This is a genomic window from Botryobacter ruber (assembly GCF_003347595.2).
In the GTDB taxonomy this organism is placed as follows: domain Bacteria; phylum Bacteroidota; class Bacteroidia; order Cytophagales; family Hymenobacteraceae; genus Pontibacter; species Pontibacter ruber_A.
Genome location: NZ_QCZK02000041.1, coordinates 65,604 through 83,338 on the forward strand (window position 1 = coordinate 65,604; position 17,735 = coordinate 83,338).

Annotated in this window: 15 protein-coding genes; 8 read left to right on the forward strand and 7 right to left on the reverse strand. The window is 47.5% G+C overall.

Annotated elements, in window-relative coordinates; all coding sequences use genetic code 11:
- The first annotated feature begins 185 nt into the window (after positions 1–185).
- The 3 genes from DCW36_RS13135 to DCW36_RS13145 all read left to right on the forward strand — a co-directional run bounded on the left by DCW36_RS13135 (position 186) and on the right by DCW36_RS13145 (position 3,028).
- Positions 186–1,598, forward strand: a complete 1,413-nt coding sequence (locus DCW36_RS13135; protein ID WP_164891129.1) for a T9SS type B sorting domain-containing protein — start codon at positions 186–188, stop codon at positions 1,596–1,598.
- 82 nt (positions 1,599–1,680) lie between these two features.
- On the forward strand, positions 1,681–2,016 hold the full coding sequence (locus DCW36_RS13140) for a YbaB/EbfC family nucleoid-associated protein (protein WP_114778961.1): 336 nt from the start codon (positions 1,681–1,683) through the stop codon (positions 2,014–2,016).
- Positions 2,006–3,028 (forward strand): glycosyltransferase family 2 protein, encoded by a 1,023-nt coding sequence (locus DCW36_RS13145; protein WP_114778963.1) that lies wholly within the window; start codon positions 2,006–2,008, stop codon positions 3,026–3,028. Before DCW36_RS13140 ends, DCW36_RS13145 begins: the two co-directional genes overlap by 11 nt.
- On the opposite strand, the gene DCW36_RS13150 is transcribed toward DCW36_RS13145, so the two are convergent.
- Complete coding sequence (locus DCW36_RS13150; RefSeq protein ID WP_114778965.1) at positions 3,023–3,241, reverse strand: PspC domain-containing protein; 219 nt, start codon at positions 3,239–3,241, stop codon at positions 3,023–3,025. The genes DCW36_RS13145 and DCW36_RS13150 overlap by 6 nt on opposite strands.
- 222 nt (positions 3,242–3,463) lie before the next feature.
- Here DCW36_RS13150 and DCW36_RS13155 point away from each other — a divergent pair, with 222 nt between their 5' ends.
- Both DCW36_RS13155 and DCW36_RS13160 read left to right on the forward strand, forming a co-directional pair.
- The gene (locus DCW36_RS13155) at positions 3,464–5,152 is read left to right on the forward strand and encodes a tetratricopeptide repeat protein (RefSeq protein ID WP_164891130.1); all 1,689 of its coding nucleotides are present in this window, start codon (positions 3,464–3,466) and stop codon (positions 5,150–5,152) included.
- Positions 5,153–5,340: 188 nt separating this feature from the next.
- A complete protein-coding gene (locus DCW36_RS13160; protein ID WP_114778969.1) occupies positions 5,341–6,324 on the forward strand; it encodes a pyruvate dehydrogenase complex E1 component subunit beta in 984 nt (327 codons plus the stop codon).
- 19 nt (positions 6,325–6,343) lie between these two features.
- On the opposite strand, the gene DCW36_RS13165 is transcribed toward DCW36_RS13160, so the two are convergent.
- Complete coding sequence (locus DCW36_RS13165; RefSeq protein WP_114778971.1) at positions 6,344–7,324, reverse strand: YihY/virulence factor BrkB family protein; 981 nt, start codon at positions 7,322–7,324, stop codon at positions 6,344–6,346.
- Between the two features lie 208 nt (positions 7,325–7,532).
- Complete coding sequence (locus DCW36_RS13170) at positions 7,533–8,243, reverse strand: class I SAM-dependent methyltransferase (RefSeq protein WP_114778973.1); 711 nt, start codon at positions 8,241–8,243, stop codon at positions 7,533–7,535.
- Positions 8,244–8,443: 200 nt separating this feature from the next.
- Here DCW36_RS13170 and DCW36_RS13175 point away from each other — a divergent pair, with 200 nt between their 5' ends.
- From DCW36_RS13175 to DCW36_RS13185, 3 genes are all read left to right on the forward strand, one after another.
- Positions 8,444–8,983 carry a DinB family protein gene (locus tag DCW36_RS13175; protein WP_114778975.1) on the forward strand — a complete coding sequence of 180 codons (540 nt, stop codon included), beginning with the start codon at positions 8,444–8,446 and terminating at the stop codon, positions 8,981–8,983.
- 910 nt (positions 8,984–9,893) lie between these two features.
- Complete coding sequence (locus tag DCW36_RS13180; RefSeq protein ID WP_164891131.1) at positions 9,894–11,045, forward strand: heparin lyase I family protein; 1,152 nt, start codon at positions 9,894–9,896, stop codon at positions 11,043–11,045.
- Between the two features lie 1,493 nt (positions 11,046–12,538).
- Positions 12,539–13,945 (forward strand): polysaccharide lyase, encoded by a 1,407-nt coding sequence (locus DCW36_RS13185; RefSeq protein WP_164891132.1) that lies wholly within the window; start codon positions 12,539–12,541, stop codon positions 13,943–13,945.
- Between the two features lie 110 nt (positions 13,946–14,055).
- Here the strand turns inward: DCW36_RS13185 and kduI are convergent, their stop codons facing one another.
- The 4 genes from kduI to DCW36_RS13205 form a co-directional block, all read right to left on the reverse strand.
- Positions 14,056–14,898: a 5-dehydro-4-deoxy-D-glucuronate isomerase gene (kduI, locus tag DCW36_RS13190; RefSeq protein WP_114778981.1), complete on the reverse strand. Its 843-nt coding sequence runs from the start codon at positions 14,896–14,898 to the stop codon at positions 14,056–14,058.
- A gap of 383 nt (positions 14,899–15,281) precedes the next feature.
- Entirely contained in the window at positions 15,282–15,740 is a 459-nt protein-coding gene (locus DCW36_RS13195) for a DUF1573 domain-containing protein (protein WP_114778983.1), read from the reverse strand.
- Between the two features lie 85 nt (positions 15,741–15,825).
- Positions 15,826–17,232 (reverse strand): ATP-dependent DNA helicase, encoded by a 1,407-nt coding sequence (locus tag DCW36_RS13200; RefSeq protein WP_114779248.1) that lies wholly within the window; start codon positions 17,230–17,232, stop codon positions 15,826–15,828.
- A 32-nt stretch (positions 17,233–17,264) separates the two neighbouring features.
- A complete protein-coding gene (locus DCW36_RS13205) occupies positions 17,265–17,699 on the reverse strand; it encodes a PaaI family thioesterase (protein ID WP_114778985.1) in 435 nt (144 codons plus the stop codon).
- Positions 17,700–17,735: the final 36 nt, after the last annotated feature.

The following is a 17,735-nucleotide window of genomic DNA, read 5'->3' on the forward strand; positions in this document are numbered from 1 at the left end:
TACCATTGGCTTTCCTGCGTTTGCAGGAAAGAGGCATGCTCCTGCATGAGGAGGTGCAGTGGCTGTGGTGGCAGCTGCAGAAAACCTTTTGGCACCCAAAAATGGCAGGCTGAAGAAAGTTTCTGCCTGGCGGGAGTTGCAATCCGGCTTCCGTCATGTTTATCAAACCAACTAAACAAGTAATTTTGAAGTACCTCCTGATCCTGTTTCCGCTCCTTTACCAAACAGCAGCTCTGGCGCAGGACACCCCGCCGCGGTGTTTTAAAGCCTATGACGCGCCTGTGGGAGGTAACGAGGTAAGCGTGTTTTGTGTAGGGCAGCAGGTGTACTTCCGGGACTGTGCCGGCATAGATGCCGACAAGGAATACTACGACTACGACAGCAGCAACGGCCTCGACTTTAACACGCCCGAAGCCAGGGCAAAATCATTTACCTTTACCCGTCCCGGCACCTACACTGTTACCCAATTCGGTAACCTGGATGGCGAAAACGCCACCTACGCGCGCCAGTTTGTAGTAAAGGCCATAGCCGCACCTGCTTTTACAGCTGAAGTTTGCTCTGGTCAAACGGTAAAGGTTACGGTTACCGACCAGACCTATGCACGCTACAGCCTTTCCTTTGGCGACGGCACATCTGCGGTCGAGATAACATCCGGGCAGGAAACGCCTCACACCTACGCAATCAACGGCACCTACACCCTTACCCTGACCGGCAGGCATAATCAGGCTAACTGCGAAACAACTCCCGCAACGAAATCCATTACAACGCTTCCGGCTTTACCCGAACCGCAACTCGCAGAGCTGACGCTGGTAAGCAAAGGAACCACCGACGGAGTTGCTCAATTTGTGTTTAACCAGCTTGATCCGAACTTTACCTATTTCCTGGAAGAAATCAGCAGCAGCCAGGCGCTAATCTCCAGTGAGCCTGTCCAGGGTGTGCAGCAGGCAGGAACCATGACACTGACCAAGCAGCATCTAAACACGAACCAACCCCGCTGCTACCGTATCCGTGCTACCGATGCCTGCGGAACCGAACAAGTCAGCCCAACGGTGTGTACTGTTGTTCTCACGGCTTCAGCACTTGCTGAAGAACAGATTCTGTTAGAATGGTTAACGGCAGTTGGTGCACCAGGTAGTGCCAATCAGTTTATAGTGGAAGTGCTCGGCCTGCAAAACAATGTCATTTCAACAATTCCCGTTACCGGCAATACCTACACCCATAACCCTGCTGCTCTAAACGAACCTGTTCTGCGCTACCGCATCAAAGCCACCTCCGGCAACGGGAATTACGTATCTTATTCAAATACCGAAGTGGTGCCGCAACCTGTGCGGCTGTATGTCCCCAGTGGCTTCACGCCAAACGGCGACGGACTGAACGACGTTTTTGAAGTAAAAGGGAAATTCTACCAGGATTTCAGTATCCGGATTTACAACCACCTGGGCCAGGTGGTATACACTTCTGCCGATGCCACAACAGGCTGGGACGGAACCTACCGGGGAAAACCCTTACCGCAAGCCGCCTACGTGTACGAAATAAACGTAAAAGCAGCAGACGGCACCTCCCGTACACGCACAGGAACAGTTACGTTAATTAGATAAGGCATTTTGGTGCCATTTTGTATATTTGTTTCACAAAACAGGCTGTTGCCAAAAAACAGCCTTACATAAAACTATAGAAATCATGTTCGACATGTATGGAATGCTGGGCAAAATGAAAGAAGTCCAGGCAAAAATGAAGGAAGCGCAGGATAACCTGCAGCATATAACCGTTACCGCGGAGTCAGGTGCAGGACTGGTAAAGGCAACTGTAAACGGGCAGCGTAAATTGTTAAAAATAGAAATAGACGACTCTATTCTCAATACCAACGACCGCGACATGGTAAACGACCTGGTAGTGGCTGCCGTGAACAACGCGATGGAAAAAGCCGGCGAAAGAGCCCAGGAAGAAATGAAAAAACAAACGGAAGGCCTGCTTCCAAACATCCCCGGATTAGATTTAGGAAACTTTGGCCTATAATACCCGGCACACAGCCATTGTTATTCTTAACTGGAACGGCCTGCGTTTTCTGCAGGAGTTCCTCCCCTTGGTAGTAGCGCATAGTACCGGCTGCGAGGTGATCGTGGCCGACAATGCCTCTACCGATACCTCGGTACAATTCCTGCAGGAGCATTTCCCGACTGTGCGCATTATTCGGCACGAAACAAATTTAGGCTTCTGCGAGGGCTATAACCAGGCCCTGAAACAGGTGGAAGCTACCTATTATGTGCTGCTAAATTCGGATGTGGCAGTCACACCAAACTGGATCGGGCCTGTCGTAAGCCTGATGGATGCCGACCGCCGGATTGCTGTCAGTCAGCCTAAAATAAAGGCTCAACTCCAACCCGACTTATTCGAATACGCTGGTGCGGCCGGTGGCCTGCTCGATTCGTTGGGTTACCCCTATTGCCGCGGCCGCCTGTTCGAGCACATCGAAAAAGACACAGGGCAGTACAATGATATTAAAGAAGTTTTCTGGGCCACGGGCGCCTGCATGTTCGTCCGGGCTTCTGTGTATCATGCCTTGGGCGGACTGGAGCCTGCTTTTTTTGCGCACATGGAAGAGATAGATTTTTGCTGGCGCGCTAAAAATGCCGGGTATAAAATAATGTATAACGGCCACAGCCAGGTGTATCATGTGGGTGGCGGTACGCTGCACAAGTCCAACCCCCGTAAAACGTACCTGAATTTCCGGAACGGTCTGGCCCTGCTTTATAAAAACCTGCCCGGCTCACAGCTGGTGGCAACGCTGGTAACGCGGGTGCTGCTGGATTGGTTAGCGGCAGGACGTATGCTGGCATATGGGCAGACAAAAGATGCGCAGGCCGTGCTCAATGCACACGTCGACCTGATCCGAAACGGGCGCTACTGGCACCGGCGCAGAAAAGCGCAGCTTCACAAAGGCACTTTCCCCGATATGGTGGGCGTATTTAAAGGCAGTATTGTATGGGAATATTTTATCCGGCGGAAAAAATCTGTTCAGGAACTATAGATCCCAGATCGTGCTGCGCTCCCGTCTGAAATGTTTCTGCACATTCATCCAAAAAGCAAGCATCAGGTATATTAAAACCGGCGATCCGAACGTTAGGAAGGACAAATAAATAAAGGATAAACGGATACTGCCGGAAGCAATTCCAAACTTTTCACCGAGCATGGTGCAGACACCAAACGCCTGAGACTGAATAAAAAACTGGAGCTGTTTCATCTTGTACTTCTAATTTAACTTTAAAAATATCCGTTTTCCCGCTTACTTCAAAATTTTAAATAAAAAAGCCACACCACTACACGTAAAAAGCAACATATTCCTGTATTTTTACGGTTAATTTATAATCCGGATATGCTCTCTTACAAGAAAGAATTATACCCTTTACTTTTACTCCTGCTGGTTACGTTTTGTTTAGGCTCCGCCGGCTGCAGCTCTTCCCGCATGAGCCGCCTGGCAAAAAAACAAAAGGTTCTGGTTACTCCTAATCCGCTGACTACCAGCGGCGATCAGGTTGAATTCGAATTAAAAGCTACTGTACCTGCCCGGCTTATTCAGGAGAAGTACGCCTACAAACTTGATATTTATTACGAATACGGTGATCAGCAGCGCGAAGATATTGTCACCTATAACTTCAGGTTTGGCGAGTTTATTTACGAACGCGGTAAGCCCACCATGACCCGCCAACTGGCATTTCCGTACAGTCCGAAGAAAAATAATGGGCGGCTGATGGCACAGGGGCGTATCATTAATGCCAAAACAAAGGAAATTAAACACACTGCACCGTTACAGGTTGCCACAGGCATTGTTACTACGCCGCAGGCTGTAGTCCGCAACAACACCATTACCTTTATCCCGGATAATTATGACGCGGAAGCAAAACCTGCCCTGCTGGAATTCTTTTTTGAGCAGGACAAGGCGGAGCTGCGAAACTACGTTGGCTCTAACCTGGACATCCTGAACCAGTACATCCTGGATAATGCCGATGCCCAGCACGTAAAAGTATATGCCACCCAGTCACCCGACGAAAAAGATAAAACCCTTGCTGAAGACCGGGCCAAAGCCATTGAAGAATATTACCGCGAACGACTGGCCATGCTCGATTATACCGGCAAAAAGGTTAACATCCGGACCAGGTTTACCCGCGATATCCGGGATGTGCTGACCCAGAAAGTACAGCGTTCGGCTCTGCCGAAAGAGCAGGTAGACGAGTTGCTCAGCATTATTAACCAGGAAACCGATCCGGATAAGCTGGACAAGGCCCTGCAGAAAGCGGAAGCCTACAACTACCTGCAGTTGTACATCTATCCCAGCATGCGTGCTGCCACCGTGGAAATTAACTACCAGCTAAACCGCCGCTCCGACTATGAAATTTACCTGCTGGCCAAACGTATTGCGCAGCAAAAAGTTAAAGCTGATGAACTGACGGAAGACGAGCTGCACTATGCCGCCACCCTCACGCCGTTGCTGGCCGAAAAAAGGGAACTGTACGAAGCCGCCGTAAAATCGACAAATAAATGGCCTGCCTATTATAACCTCGGTACCGTGTATATCGAAATGGCCCAGAAAGAGTACCGCCCGGCCGTAAAGCTGGCGCTGCTGAAAAAAGCCATTCATAACCTGACCTTTGCAGGCTACCGCAACCCCAGTTCTTCTGTTTTCTACAGCCTTGCCAGCGCCTACCACCTGAGCAACCAGAAACAGGAAGCCCTCGAAAATTATAAATATGCCATCAAACTGGGCGGCAAGGAAGAAGTGCTGAACAAAATTTTTGCAGACAAGGCCGCCCTCGAAATTGAAATGGGCCTTTATAACGAAGCCATCGAAAGCCTCCGTTATGCCGGCGATAACTACCAGACCAACATGAACATGGGCCTGATTTACATGCTGAAAGAAAATTACGAAGGAGCTGCCCGTTACTACAACCGCGCCCTTACCCATAAACCCGAAGATGCACATGCCAATTACAGTATGGCAGTGGTAGGCGCCCGAAGCAATAACGAGCAAATGCTGACGGAGCACCTGCGCAAGGCGGTAAAAAGTGACCCGGAACTTATCCGGAAAGCAGTAGAGGATATCGAATTCAGGGCGTGGCACAGGAAACCATCCTTTGAGGAGGCGCTGCTCCGGTAAAGGCAGCACATAGCCGGGTGAAGCTAAATTTTTCTGTTGATGCCTTCTTTAAGGCAAGGGTGAAACGAATAAAAAAGCCCTGGCCAGCAGTTGTTCCCCCTCCTGAAAAGTATAAATAGCAGGAAGCCATTGTAAATTGCCCGAGTTATTTTAATTTTACCTGCAGAACAGAGAAATTAACATCATATATGCGAAGTATACAGTTTAGAGAAGCCCTGCGCGAAGCCATGAGCGAGGAAATGCGCCGCGACAAAAGTGTATTCCTGATGGGTGAAGAAGTGGCTGAGTACAATGGCGCTTACAAAGTGAGCCAGGGTATGTTAGACGAGTTTGGCCCGGAGCGGGTACTGGACACGCCAATTGCAGAACTTGGATTTGCCGGTATAGGCGTTGGCGCTGCCATGAACGGCCTGCGTCCCATTGTAGAGTTCATGACCTTCAACTTCTCGTTGGTGGCTATTGACCAGATTATCAACTCTGCTGCTAAAATCATGTCTATGTCAGGTGGCCAGTACAGTGCTCCGATGGTTTTCCGCGGTCCAACTGGTAGCGCCGGTATGCTGTCTTCTCAGCACTCTCAGAACTTTGAGAACTGGTTTGCCAACACGCCTGGTTTAAAGGTGGTAGTTCCGTCTAACCCTTACGATGCGAAAGGCCTGCTGAAGTCGTCTATCCGCGACAACGATCCGGTTATCTTTATGGAGTCGGAGCAGATGTATGGCGACAAAGGCGAAGTGCCTGAAGAAGAATACCTGATCCCGATTGGTGTTGCCGACATCAAACGCGAAGGTTCTGATGTAACTATCGTATCATTCGGTAAAATGATGAAAGTAGTTTTAGCTGCTGCCGAAGAACTTGCCAAAGACGGTATAAATGCTGAAGTAATTGACCTGCGTACCGTTCGTCCGATCGATTACAAAACACTGATTGAGTCGGTGAAGAAAACCAACCGCATGGTGGTAGTAGAAGAAGCCTGGCCGTTATCGTCCATCTCTTCGGAACTGGCGTACCACATCCAGAGCAACGCCTTCGATTACATGGATGCTCCGGTTAAACGCGTAACCTGCCGCGATGTGCCGCTTCCGTATGCGCCAACGCTTATCGAAGCATCGCTTCCAAACGTAGAGCGTACCATTCAGGCTGTTAAACAGGTAATGTACAAAGAAGCTTAATCAAAAGGCTTTTACATAATTAAAGATGGCGGGGCTTTTCATTTTTGGAAGTCTCGCCATCTTCATTTTCTGCGTCATCTTCCAGGTCCTCCGGGTTCTCCGACTCTATTTCTTTTACTTTCACTTTCACGGCATTATCCTTGGGCTTGATGCCCCGGTCATGTTCGCGGGAATAAACCTGCGTAAACTCTGCCCCAAACAGGAAAATAATGGAGGTGTAATACACCCACACCAGGATGAGCACCAGCGAACCGGCAGCGCCATAGGTGTCGGCCAGCGGGTCGTGCTGAAAGTAAATGTTAAGCACCGATTTCCCTATTGCAAAAAGTATAGCTGTAACGACGGCTCCTATCCATACATTTTTCCACTTTACCCTGGCATCGGGTAACACTTTAAAGATGACGGCGAAAATAAGCGAGTTAATAAGGATCGATAAAAGTATGTTGGCAACCGTCATCACATAAACGGCAATTCCGGACAATTCCGCTTTCAGGTAATTGTTTAACAAGCCCAGTATCACATCGAGCGACAAGGAAACGAGGAGCAGGAAGCCCATGCTAACTACCATCGCCAAAGAAAGGAACCGGGCCATTACCAGTTTTACCCAGCCTTTTTCCGGTTTCGCTTTCACCTCCCACATGGCGTTAATAGAATCCTGCAAAGCCACGAATACGGTTGTGGCTGTAAAAATCATGGTTGCCACTCCCACAATGGTCCCCACGGTTCCGGCATCCGACTGCCAGGCATTTTCTATGATGCTTTGTATCTGTTCGGCACTGCTGCGCCCTACAATGCCCCCCACCTGGGCAACCACCTCCCCCCGGACTGCATCCAGCCCGAACACAGAACCGGCAATCCGAATGACGATAATGAGCACTGCCGGAAGTGAAAAGATGGTATAAAACCCGATGATGGCGGCATAATCTAGGGGATTGTCGTTTATAAACTCCTTAAAGGTTTCTTTTGTAACCTGCCAGTTCGTTTTTAAGCCTTTGTACATGTTTTTCTCTTTTCCTTAGCGCCTTTGTACTGCAACTATTACAATACTAAAACTGCCTTATGATACGGAGAAAACGCTCACATGATGCTGTACACCTACACTACAGGCACAGGCCGGCCCTTTTCAGCCTCAATTTATTTGCTGCACCAGCCACCACAGCCGCTGCTGCTGGTTACAAAGCCCTGAAAGGAACCGGCGGTTGAAAAAGCTACAGCGACAGGCGGGCCAGGTAATTGCCGTATTCGCCTTCATATACCAGCTCAAAGGTGTAGCCCCCGGCTTCGGCATAATCCTGAAGGATAGCAGGATCGATAAACAACCAGTTAAACCAGCCGCTCTCGTGCCCGTTGTAGCGCATGTTGTATTTCACTTCGCCATAGTAGCCCGCATTCAGATCGAGAAGCACGCCTCCTTCCTCGTCTTCGTACATGTACAGGATGTCGGAAGATTCCAGCAGGATCTGGCCCTGCGGCTTCAGCAGTTTTTTGGCGTGCTGCAGCAACTGCGTCAGGCCATGCAAACTGCCGGCGATGCCAATGCCATTCATCAGCAGCAAAAGCGTGTCGAACTGCGGCCCCTGCAGTTTAAAAATATCTTCCTGCACTACGTGCTTCACGCCTCTTGCAGCCATGGTCTTCACAGCCCCTTCCGAAATATCGAGCGCCGTAACCGCAACACCTCTTTTCTGCAGCTCCAGGCTATGGCTACCAGCACCGGCCCCCACATCCAGCACAGCACCCCTACATTCATCCAGCGCTAGCTGCTCCAGCTCCGGCATCTCGTTCAGGTTCCGGAAAAGGTAATCCACTGCAATCACATCGTCATCTGCAATGTTACTCTCTACTATTATCTCGGCCCCGGCAGCACCCTGCAACCTGTCAGTCAGGGCGGCACCCATTGGGTCAGTTCTGTTTTCCATTGGTTTTTAGAAAAGCACAAAGTTCGGTACAAATGCGCTATTATAAAATCAGACATTTGAATAAACTTCAGACACGCCAGGCGCAACTCAAATAAAATTTTTACCGGATCAGTTGATTTTATCAAAAATATATAGTAACTACAATATTGTTAAACACCAGCAATGTTGCACGGCCAAGCTCTTTTCAAGAAACACTGCTTATGAATCTTAAACTTGAAGCCAGGTACCTGCAATTAGAAAAATCAAGAAACAAGCTCCTCAATGAGCTGTCGAAGCTGGATGACACCCTGCTGAACACCGCACCGGAACCCGGCAAATGGTCCATCAACCAGATTGTGGCTCACCTGGTACTTACAGATGAAGTGACCGTAAACTACATACAACGGAAAATGCAGCAACCCGAAAAGCTGCAAACCTCTACGCTCACCAACACCATTAAATCGCTGCTGCTAAAGTTCGTATTGAAGTCGTGGATAAAATTTAAAGCACCTGCTGTTGTAGCTGCCGTACCCGAAACAGCATCCCTTCCTGCCTTGAGCAAACAATGGGACAGTATCCGGTTCAGGCTTGAAGATGTGTTAACTGAACTCCCGGAAGCAGCCCTGGATAAATGCCCTTTCAAACATCCTGCTGCCGGTCCTTTAACCATTTTGCAAACGCTAACGTTTTTGCAGGACCACTTCCACCACCACCAGCAGCAAATACAGCAACTAAAAAAACGCCTCCTCGTGAAAGCCTGAAACAAATTTCAGCTGCTTGTTTCCTTTTTGTCTTAGGGCAGTTTACAGGCACACGGTCGCCGATCCTTCAGCTTCGCAACGGAACCGGCAGCAACACGAACTGCGATTCAAAAAACAAAAAATCAATCCGGCTCACCCCCCTTTCTCTTCACCGGGTACTTGTTAAGGAACAATGCAGGAACACACCATGCTGCCAGATAAACCAAATACAATTTTGGCAGTTTTTGCGGATTATCCGCGGCAGGCATTTCGTGTTTTTTTGACGAATTTTATTTTATCCTATTTATTTTAACCAACCCACCAACACGTCAGCAGCCTGCAACAGCATCACCAGTTCAAAACAAATTCAATTATCCAGTACAATTAATCCGCTGCACATTATTTAATAAGTGCAATTAATAAAAATTTATTATAAAAATAACAGAACCTTTATATAGTATTTTCTTCATGCAAAATTTGATATTTTTGCAATTTTTATTACTTTACAAGCTATTTTTTCAAGAATTTTAGCTCTTTGTAAAAAAAACATGAACAAGCATTCGCTTTTTAAAAATAACGCTTGTTACCTTTGCATATCACTTATAACGAAATAGTTAAACAAGGATAAATTTTTAGTTCTACGTTTTTTTCTAATCAAACCGGAACCAACAACTGCAAAAACCGGTTACAAAAGCGAAACAAAAAACTTAGAACAACCACAAAAACCCCTACTACGGCACTTCAGTTAAAACTGAAGTTTTCAACCTGACGATCAATTTTTATTCTATTATTTTTAATTGAATAATACAATTCAAAAACAAACTTTTCAACTTTTAGCCAAAAAAAGATGAACTTCAAATTTCGTAATGTTTTAACACCTTTCTTATTAGGATTAGCAGTAGTAGCTTGTGAGCAAAAAGAAATGGAGCAAATGTCTCCTAACGCAGCCATCACGGCACAGTCAACCAACGCAGCAACAACGGCCAACCTGCTTTATGAAGAGACATTTGAAGGAAGCTCTTATTTCCCGCTTTCCGGCTCTACCCTTAATAAAACCCATAATGTCGAAAACTGCGAAACAGACTGGACACTCTCCTCTGTAAGCAGCCCGGTTTTCCAGGGTTCTAAAGCTGCCCGCTTCGAGATCAGGCAAGGACAGCCGTTGGTAGGATCCGGTGAGAAAATCCGTTCTGAAGTAACGATTATCAAAGGAACAGAAGATTCCCGCTTCACCAAAGATATCTGGTACTCGTTCGCGGTGTATTTCCCTTCCGTTGGTTTTGAGTACGACGACGAAAGAGACTGCCTGAACCAGTGGTACGAAGACGGAAGCGACGAAACAACTATCCGTGCCGAGAAAGACAAAGTGTTCCTGGAAGTAACGCCAAAAGAAGGATCTTCTTCTTTAATGAAGTACGACCTGTTCGGCTCTAACTCAGGATCCAGCTCCAGCGCACTTTCTACCTTCAACAACATCCCGAAAAACCAGTGGAACGAATTTACTTTCCACTTCATCCACTCGGAAGGCTCTGACGGTCTGATTGAGGTATTCCGCAACGGGGTAAAAATCCACCACATTACCGGACGTAACATGCACCTGGAATATCCAAAATGGAAACTGGGTCTGTACAAGTCGTCATTCCTGGATGGTTCTTCCAAGCACCAGTCACGCGTGGTTTACTTCGACAATATCCGTGTAGGTAAAACTGCTGCCACTCTGGTAGACATGGTTTCAGGCGAAGCAACCGGTTCTAACACTGGCTCTACTAGCGAAACAGGAACAGGCACTACCACAGACACCAACACAGGGTCTACCACTGAAACAGAAACTGGTACTACTACTGAAACGGAAACTGGTTCTACAACCGAAACTGAAACTGGCTCGACTACCGAGACTGAAACTGGCTCGACTACCGAGACTGAAACAGAAACGACTACCGATTCCAACACTGGCTCTGAGACTGAGACAACTGTAGATTCACCTACAGATACAGACGCTGGTTCAGAAACAAAAATAAAAGGACCAAAAGGCAAAGGCCAAACCAAAGGAAAAGCTTACGGCCGAACAAATAAAGCTGCCTGATTTTTAGAGCACAGGTAAAGGTTTACCTGTGCAGCTAAGCAAAGCTTACCCACAAAAAAAGGATACCAAGCCAGGTATCCTTTTTTTGTGGGCATACTAATTCCAACTTCCCGCTCTTCAGCAACACAAACAACTGCCACCACTTTCCTGCTTTAAACCAGGCGCACCACAGCTTAAAATTAAACCCTGTATGCCGGGCAGCACAAAAGACGCAATAGCTACATCTTAGCCCCTTTTACGCCAACCACCTTTAATTCGCTCTTGTTTAATAAGCAGCAGAGGCGCTGGTAGCAGGCACAGCAGCATAAAACAGCAGAAGCCACCAACCTTAAACTGGCAGAAGATAATGCCATGTACTGTTTCAGTACCTCAACTTACCGCTGCCAGGAGAACAGATTCAGCACCTGATCCAGCAGAAGCCTCCCCTCAGGACAATCGGAAGAGTTTTCCTTTTACAGACCAATGCTACGCAAACAACATTCACCCTGCTACAGCCAATCTTACAAAAAAAATTTAGCTGCAGCTACCACCATTGCCTTTGCTCCTGCAACAACTACTTCATAGCTTCAAATTGGCCATATCTAGCACATCCTGACGTCAACCGGCAAGCGGTACACAGCACGAGAAGAACCATAGCTTGTGTCGCCACAGCGCTTCACAAGCCTGCTGCTGCACCTCCAACAGGCACCTTTATGCCGACCTGGCTATACCACACAATATCATCAGCAAACAACACCCATCCCCTACCCGGGAACCACCCACACACCCAGCTGCACACCAGATAAATCAAATACAATTTCACCCAAACACACAAACTTACTTCCGCAGGCAATTCGTGTTTTTCTGACAAATTTTATTTTTTACAATTTAAGGATAGAAAATTTTTTATTTCACAGCACACAATACACCATAACTTTATAGCGTTATGTGCAATTTAAAAATACAATAAAATAGATCTTGTTTATGGAAATTGTTATAATTTAAAAATACTGCTAAAAATATTAGAAACATTTAATATATATTTTCGCCCGATAAAAACTTGCTATTTTTGTAATTTTTTACACTAGTTACGCTAATTTTTAAAGAATTTTGCAGTTTTACGAAAAATTTATTGACAAACATTATTCTGTTTTAAATAACACTTGTCACCTTTGCATATCAACTTTAACGAAAAAGTTAAAATTGATACCAATCACAGTTTCTGTGTTTTTTTATAACGTTGTGTGAACTTTAACTTTATTACATCGGTTACACAATCAGAAAACAAAACATAGACAACCACAAAAACCCCTACTACGGCACTTCAGACAAAACTGAAGATTTCAACCTGACGATCAATTTTTATTCTATTATTTTTAATTGAATAATACAATTCAAAAACAAACTTTTCAACTTTTAGCCAAAAAAAGATGAACTTTAAATTTCGTAATGTTTTAACCCCTTTCTTATTAGGATTTGCAGTAGTTGCATGTGAGCAAAATGAAATGGAGCAAATGACTCCAAATGCAGCCATCACGGCACAGTCAACCAACGCAGCAACAACGGCCAACCTGCTTTATGAAGAGACGTTTGAAGGAAGCTCTTATTTCCCGCTTTCCGGCTCTACTCTTAACAAAACCCACAACATCGAAAACTGCGAAACAGACTGGACACTTTCCTCTGTAAGCAGCCCGGTTTTCCAGGGTTCTAAAGCTGCCCGCTTCGAGATCAGGCAAGGACAACCACTGGTAGGATCCGGTGAGAAAATCCGCTCTGAAGTAACGATTATTAAAGGAACGGAAGATTCCCGCTTCACCAAAGACATCTGGTACTCATTCGCGGTGTATTTCCCTTCTGTAGGCTTTGAGGCTGACAGTGAAAGAGACTGCCTGAACCAGTGGTATGAAGACGGAAGTGATGAGACTACAATCCGTGCACAGGATGATAAAGTGTTCCTGGAAGTAACGCCAAAAGAAGGTTCTTCTAGCCTGTTGAAATACGACCTGTTCAGCTCAAACCCAGGTTCAACTTCGCATTCTTCCTTCAATAATATCCCGAAAAACCAGTGGAACGAGTTTACTTTCCACTTTATTCACTCTGAAGGTTCTGACGGCCTGATCGAGGTATTCCGCAACGGTGTGAAAATCCACCACATTACCGGACGCAACATGCACCTGGAGTATCCAAAATGGAAAGTGGGTCTGTACAAGTCGTCATTCCTGGATGGTTCTTCCAAGCACCAGTCACGTGTGGTTTACTTTGATAACATCCGTGTAGGTAAAACTGCCGCTACCTTAGTAGATATGATTTCCGGTGAGGCTACTGGTTCTAACACTGGCTCTACTACCGAAACTGAAGTAGGTACTACAACTGATACTGAAGTAGGTACTACAACTGAAACAGAAACTGGCACAACTACCGAAACGGAAACTGGTACTACTACCGAAACAGAAACCGGTACTACTACCGAGACTGAAACAGAAGTAGGCACTACCACCGAGACGGGAACAGGTACTACGACTGAAACGGAAACTGGTACTTCTACCGGTTCAACTACAACTGGTGCTCAAGTAGTAAGCTTCACCCTGATCGATGCTTCTAAAGACAGGGAAATCATGACGATTACGAACGGCGCTGTAATTGACCTGAAAAAGCTGGATGTTGATAAAATTAATATCCGCGCTAACACAAACGGTTCTGCAGTTGTAGAATTCAAGTTGAGCGGCGAAGAAAGCGATTACAGAGTTGACGATGTAGCGCCTTATGCACTGGCTGGCGACGATAGAAACGGGAACTACTATTCCTGGTCTCCTGACGAAGGCGATTACACGCTGCAGGCTACGCCACGTGCCGGTACCAAGAAGGATATGGGAGCACCAACTGGTCCTACCTATAAAATCAACTTCAAAATTGTTGACTAATTACACCAACCTTTAAATAAAAAAAGAGGCTGCCAGAATTGGCAGCCTCTTTTTTTGCTTTTAATTGTTCTTTCGGTTGAAACAGCGATTCAGCTTGCGTTGTGTTCGGCTTATCGCAGTTCCGTGATTTTACGGATATCCATGTCGCCGTAGTCCAGGTTTTCGCCAGCCATACCCCAGATAAAGGTGTAGTTGGAAGTACCGGAACCGGAGTGGATGGACCATGGTGGCGAAATAACCGCCTGCTCGTTCTGCATCCAGATGTGGCGTGTTTCGGTTGGTTCACCCATGAAGTGGCAAACAGCCTGCTCGGCCGGCACATCAAAGTACAGGTAAACCTCCATCCTGCGGTCGTGCGCGTGCGCCGGCATGGTGTTCCATACGCTGCCGCTCTTCAGCTCCGTCATCCCCATCTGCAGCTGGCAGGTCTCGATAACGCCGGCAATCAGCAGCTTGGTAATGGTACGGGCATTGGCAGTTTCTGCCGAACCCAGCTCTACTACCTCTGCCTCGTTGCGTGTTACTTTTTTGGCAGGATAGGCATGGTGCGCAGGGGCCGAGTTGATGTAGAACTTAGCAGGAGCATCTGCACTGGCACTGGCAAAAGAAACTTCTCTTGTTCCGCGGCCCAGGTATAAGGCCTCTTTCGTATTCAGTTCATAAGTAGTGCCATCGGCCGTTACTGTACCGGCTCCGCCAATGTTTACAATGCCCATCTCCCTTCTTTCCAGAAAGAAAGAAGCTTTGAGCGGATCAATGGTTTCAAGGTTTACGGTTGTGTTAACAGGCATGGCGCCACCAGCAATGTAGCGGTCGTAATGGGTGTAGGTCAGCAGCACCTCATCAGCCCTGAATAGTTCTTCAATCAGGAAGTTTTTACGTAAAGCCGTGGTGTCCATTCGTTTGGTTTCTTCCGGACCAACGGCATAGCGCGATTCAAAACGTGTACTCATCGTTTGTGTTTATAGGTAAACAATATCTTTAACCCGCTGCAACCTGCTTTTTTCAGAAGCTGCGCAGGTGTTTCTTCCTGCATACAGCTGCAGCGGCAGTAGTTTCAGAGGTTAATTTCTTAATTTTTTCTTGAATCGCAATAATAAGTTTAGGATTTAGGCGCGCCTGACATGAACAACAGGCACTAATTTGCTCCTGCTCCGGCAGGATTACTGCCTGGTCTTCCTAAAAATTCTGCTGCAGCTGCCACCACAGCCGCTGCTCCTCAAACACCCGGATACAATACAAAAACCAGCGCTGCATCCGGCCAAAAACAGCAACGCCCTCAACCCCGGATTTACTCCGGGATTGAGGGCGTTGCCTCTACAGGTAAGCTTACAGTTTATTCTGCTTTCGCGCTGCTAGTACCGGCTGCGCCTTTTTCTTTTACGTTAGCTACAATGTACACATACTTGGCTCCGTCGGCACTGTTGGAAACAACGGTAATGGCTTTTTTCTGGGTTCCTACTCGGCCGGCGCTGTTATATTTAGCTGTAATGGAGCCTGACTTTCCGGGCATTACCGGCTCTTTTGTCCAGGCGGGCGTCGTACAGCCGCAGCTTGCCGTTACGCGCTCTATTACCAGCGGTTGCGTACCGGTGTTTGTAAACTTGAATACGTGCTCCACCACATCCCCCTGGGTAATGTCGCCGAAGTTGTATTCCGTTTCTGCAAAGGTCATAACCGGACCGGTTACTGCCTGCTCCTGTGGAGCGGTTGCAGGGGCTTTAGGAGCTACCTGGGCCATGGCGCCTCCGGCCATAACGGTAGCAAATGCGAATGAAAGTAATATCTTTTTCATGAATTTGTAGGTTTTAGGTGATTATACCCGGGCAATAATAGTTAATATATCAGTTACAACTACGAATAACATGGCCTGCCTGTTCTTAATTAACCAGTAACTGCGGGTTAAAGTTCAGCAGGAACAGCTCTTCTGAGGAGCGGGTCAGGGCGGTGTAGAGCCAGCGGGCAAATTCTTCGTTTATCATCTCCTCCTTCAGAAAACCCTGGTCCACGAACACCGCTTTCCACTGGCCACCCTGCGCTTTGTGGCAGGTAAGGGCATAGGCAAACTTCACCTGCAGCGCGTTCAGGTACGGGTTCTTTTTCAGTTCCTTGCTCCGCTCCCGCTTGTTCGGGATGTCGAGGTAATCCTGCAGCACCGCCTCGTACAGCTTCTTGTTCTGGTCAGGGGGCAAAGCAGGCGAATCGGAGGTAAGCGTATCGAGCATAATTTTTACCTCCTGCTCTTCTGCCTCCGGGTAATCCACGAACCGCAGCCGCACATCGGCAAACCGGAAGCCGTACATGTCTTCGAAGTTAATAATTTTGGTTATTTCCACAAAATCGCCGTTGGCCATAAAACCGATATCGGAATCTTTGGGCAGCCAGAAGTAGTTGTTGCGCACCACCATCAGGTAATCGCCCACGCCTATCTCGTCTTCGGCAAAAAAGATGCGCCGGCGGATGTGCTGGTTGTACAGGTTCGCCGACTTGTTGGACCTGCAAATCACAATCGTATTCTCTACCCCGAATTTATCGTAGGCATAGCGCAGCCCGTCTTCCAGCTTCTCGCCTGTCATTTTATACATGTCGCGCCAGCCACGGGTGGTCAGCTGTATCTCCAGCTTTTCCTTGCCCAGCTGGTTCCGGAGATTGGTGGCGTTCATCAGGATACCCGATGCTTCGGCCTGCCGCATCACCTGCTTCAGTTCCAGTTCATGCACATGGCACTTGAAGTTGTGTTTCAGGTAAGATGCCTCGAGCGACGGGCTCATAGCCTGGTTGACGGGTGGCAGCTGTGCCGTATCGCCAATGAGCAGCAGCTTGTTGTTCTTCTTTTCGAATACATAGCGCAGCAGATCCTGCAGCAGCCCGTTTTCGCCGAAACCGCTCTCATCCGATATCATCGATGCCTCGTCTACGATAAAAAACGTGTTATCCGACTTGTTTGGCTGCATCTTAAACGACAGGCCTTCGGAATAAGGATTGGCTGTCTGGCGGTAGATCTTTTTATGAATCGTGAAAGCAGGCTTGCCGCTGTAAGAGGCCATTACTTTGGCAGCCCGGCCCGTTGGGGCCAGCAGCACGTATTTGTAGCCAAAACGGTTGAGGATCTTCACCAGCGACGTTACGACCGTGGTTTTACCGGTACCGGCATAGCCCTTCAGCAGAAAAACAGGCCTGTCTTCTTCTTTTTCAAGAATAAATGCATCGAGTTTGGCAAAGAGCCGGGCCTGGTCTTCGGTGGGTTCAAAAGGAAAACTTGTTCGTAAGGCTTCTACCGGTCGCATCTTTTTACTTTTATATTTATTAATTCCCGCGCTCAAACATCGAGGGTAGCCATGGTAGCAGAGGCTTTGGCAATGAGTAAAGGCGGCTCCTCTCCTGCTACTACATACACTTCGGCTTCGCAAAAGTTAAGCTTCCTTCCCTGCTTCAGCACCCAACCTTTCGCCGTCAGTTTTTCGCCGACACCCGGGTGCAGGTAAGACACTTTGAGTTCGGCCGTTACCACCTGCTGCCCCTTCGGCACCAGGCTTACGGCCGCAAAGCCGGCCACGATATCGGCCAGGGTGGCAATAAGGCCGCCATGGGCAAAGCCTTTGTGCTGGCGGTGCTTTTGCTCCAAAATCAACTCCCCGGCTATGCAGCCTTCCTCAATTTTTGTAACTTGAAAGCCCAGGTGCTTCATAAACTCCTGGCGCCCGATTTTTTCGCGGATGTCTTTTTCAAAATCGGGATTCAATGTTTTTATCATGACTCTGTAAAGCTACCACCATTAAACCTTCTTCGC

What these genes read in the sequence shown, in the direction of transcription:
- DCW36_RS13140 (WP_114778961.1), top strand. Translation starts at nt 1,681, where the DNA reads ATGTTCGACATGTATGGAATGCTGGGCAAAATGAAAGAAGTCCAGGCA.
- DCW36_RS13150 (WP_114778965.1), bottom strand. Translation starts at nt 3,241, where the DNA reads ATGAAACAGCTCCAGTTTTTTATTCAGTCTCAGGCGTTTGGTGTCTGC.
- DCW36_RS13155 (WP_164891130.1), top strand. Translation starts at nt 3,464, where the DNA reads ATGAGCCGCCTGGCAAAAAAACAAAAGGTTCTGGTTACTCCTAATCCG.
- DCW36_RS13160 (WP_114778969.1), top strand. Translation starts at nt 5,341, where the DNA reads ATGCGAAGTATACAGTTTAGAGAAGCCCTGCGCGAAGCCATGAGCGAG.
- DCW36_RS13165 (WP_114778971.1), bottom strand. Translation starts at nt 7,324, where the DNA reads ATGTACAAAGGCTTAAAAACGAACTGGCAGGTTACAAAAGAAACCTTT.
- DCW36_RS13170 (WP_114778973.1), bottom strand. Translation starts at nt 8,243, where the DNA reads ATGGAAAACAGAACTGACCCAATGGGTGCCGCCCTGACTGACAGGTTG.
- DCW36_RS13175 (WP_114778975.1), top strand. Translation starts at nt 8,444, where the DNA reads ATGAATCTTAAACTTGAAGCCAGGTACCTGCAATTAGAAAAATCAAGA.
- DCW36_RS13180 (WP_164891131.1), top strand. Translation starts at nt 9,894, where the DNA reads ATGTCTCCTAACGCAGCCATCACGGCACAGTCAACCAACGCAGCAACA.
- DCW36_RS13185 (WP_164891132.1), top strand. Translation starts at nt 12,539, where the DNA reads ATGACTCCAAATGCAGCCATCACGGCACAGTCAACCAACGCAGCAACA.
- kduI (WP_114778981.1), bottom strand. Translation starts at nt 14,898, where the DNA reads ATGAGTACACGTTTTGAATCGCGCTATGCCGTTGGTCCGGAAGAAACC.
- DCW36_RS13195 (WP_114778983.1), bottom strand. Translation starts at nt 15,740, where the DNA reads ATGAAAAAGATATTACTTTCATTCGCATTTGCTACCGTTATGGCCGGA.
- DCW36_RS13200 (WP_114779248.1), bottom strand. Translation starts at nt 17,232, where the DNA reads ATGCGACCGGTAGAAGCCTTACGAACAAGTTTTCCTTTTGAACCCACC.
- DCW36_RS13205 (WP_114778985.1), bottom strand. Translation starts at nt 17,699, where the DNA reads ATGATAAAAACATTGAATCCCGATTTTGAAAAAGACATCCGCGAAAAA.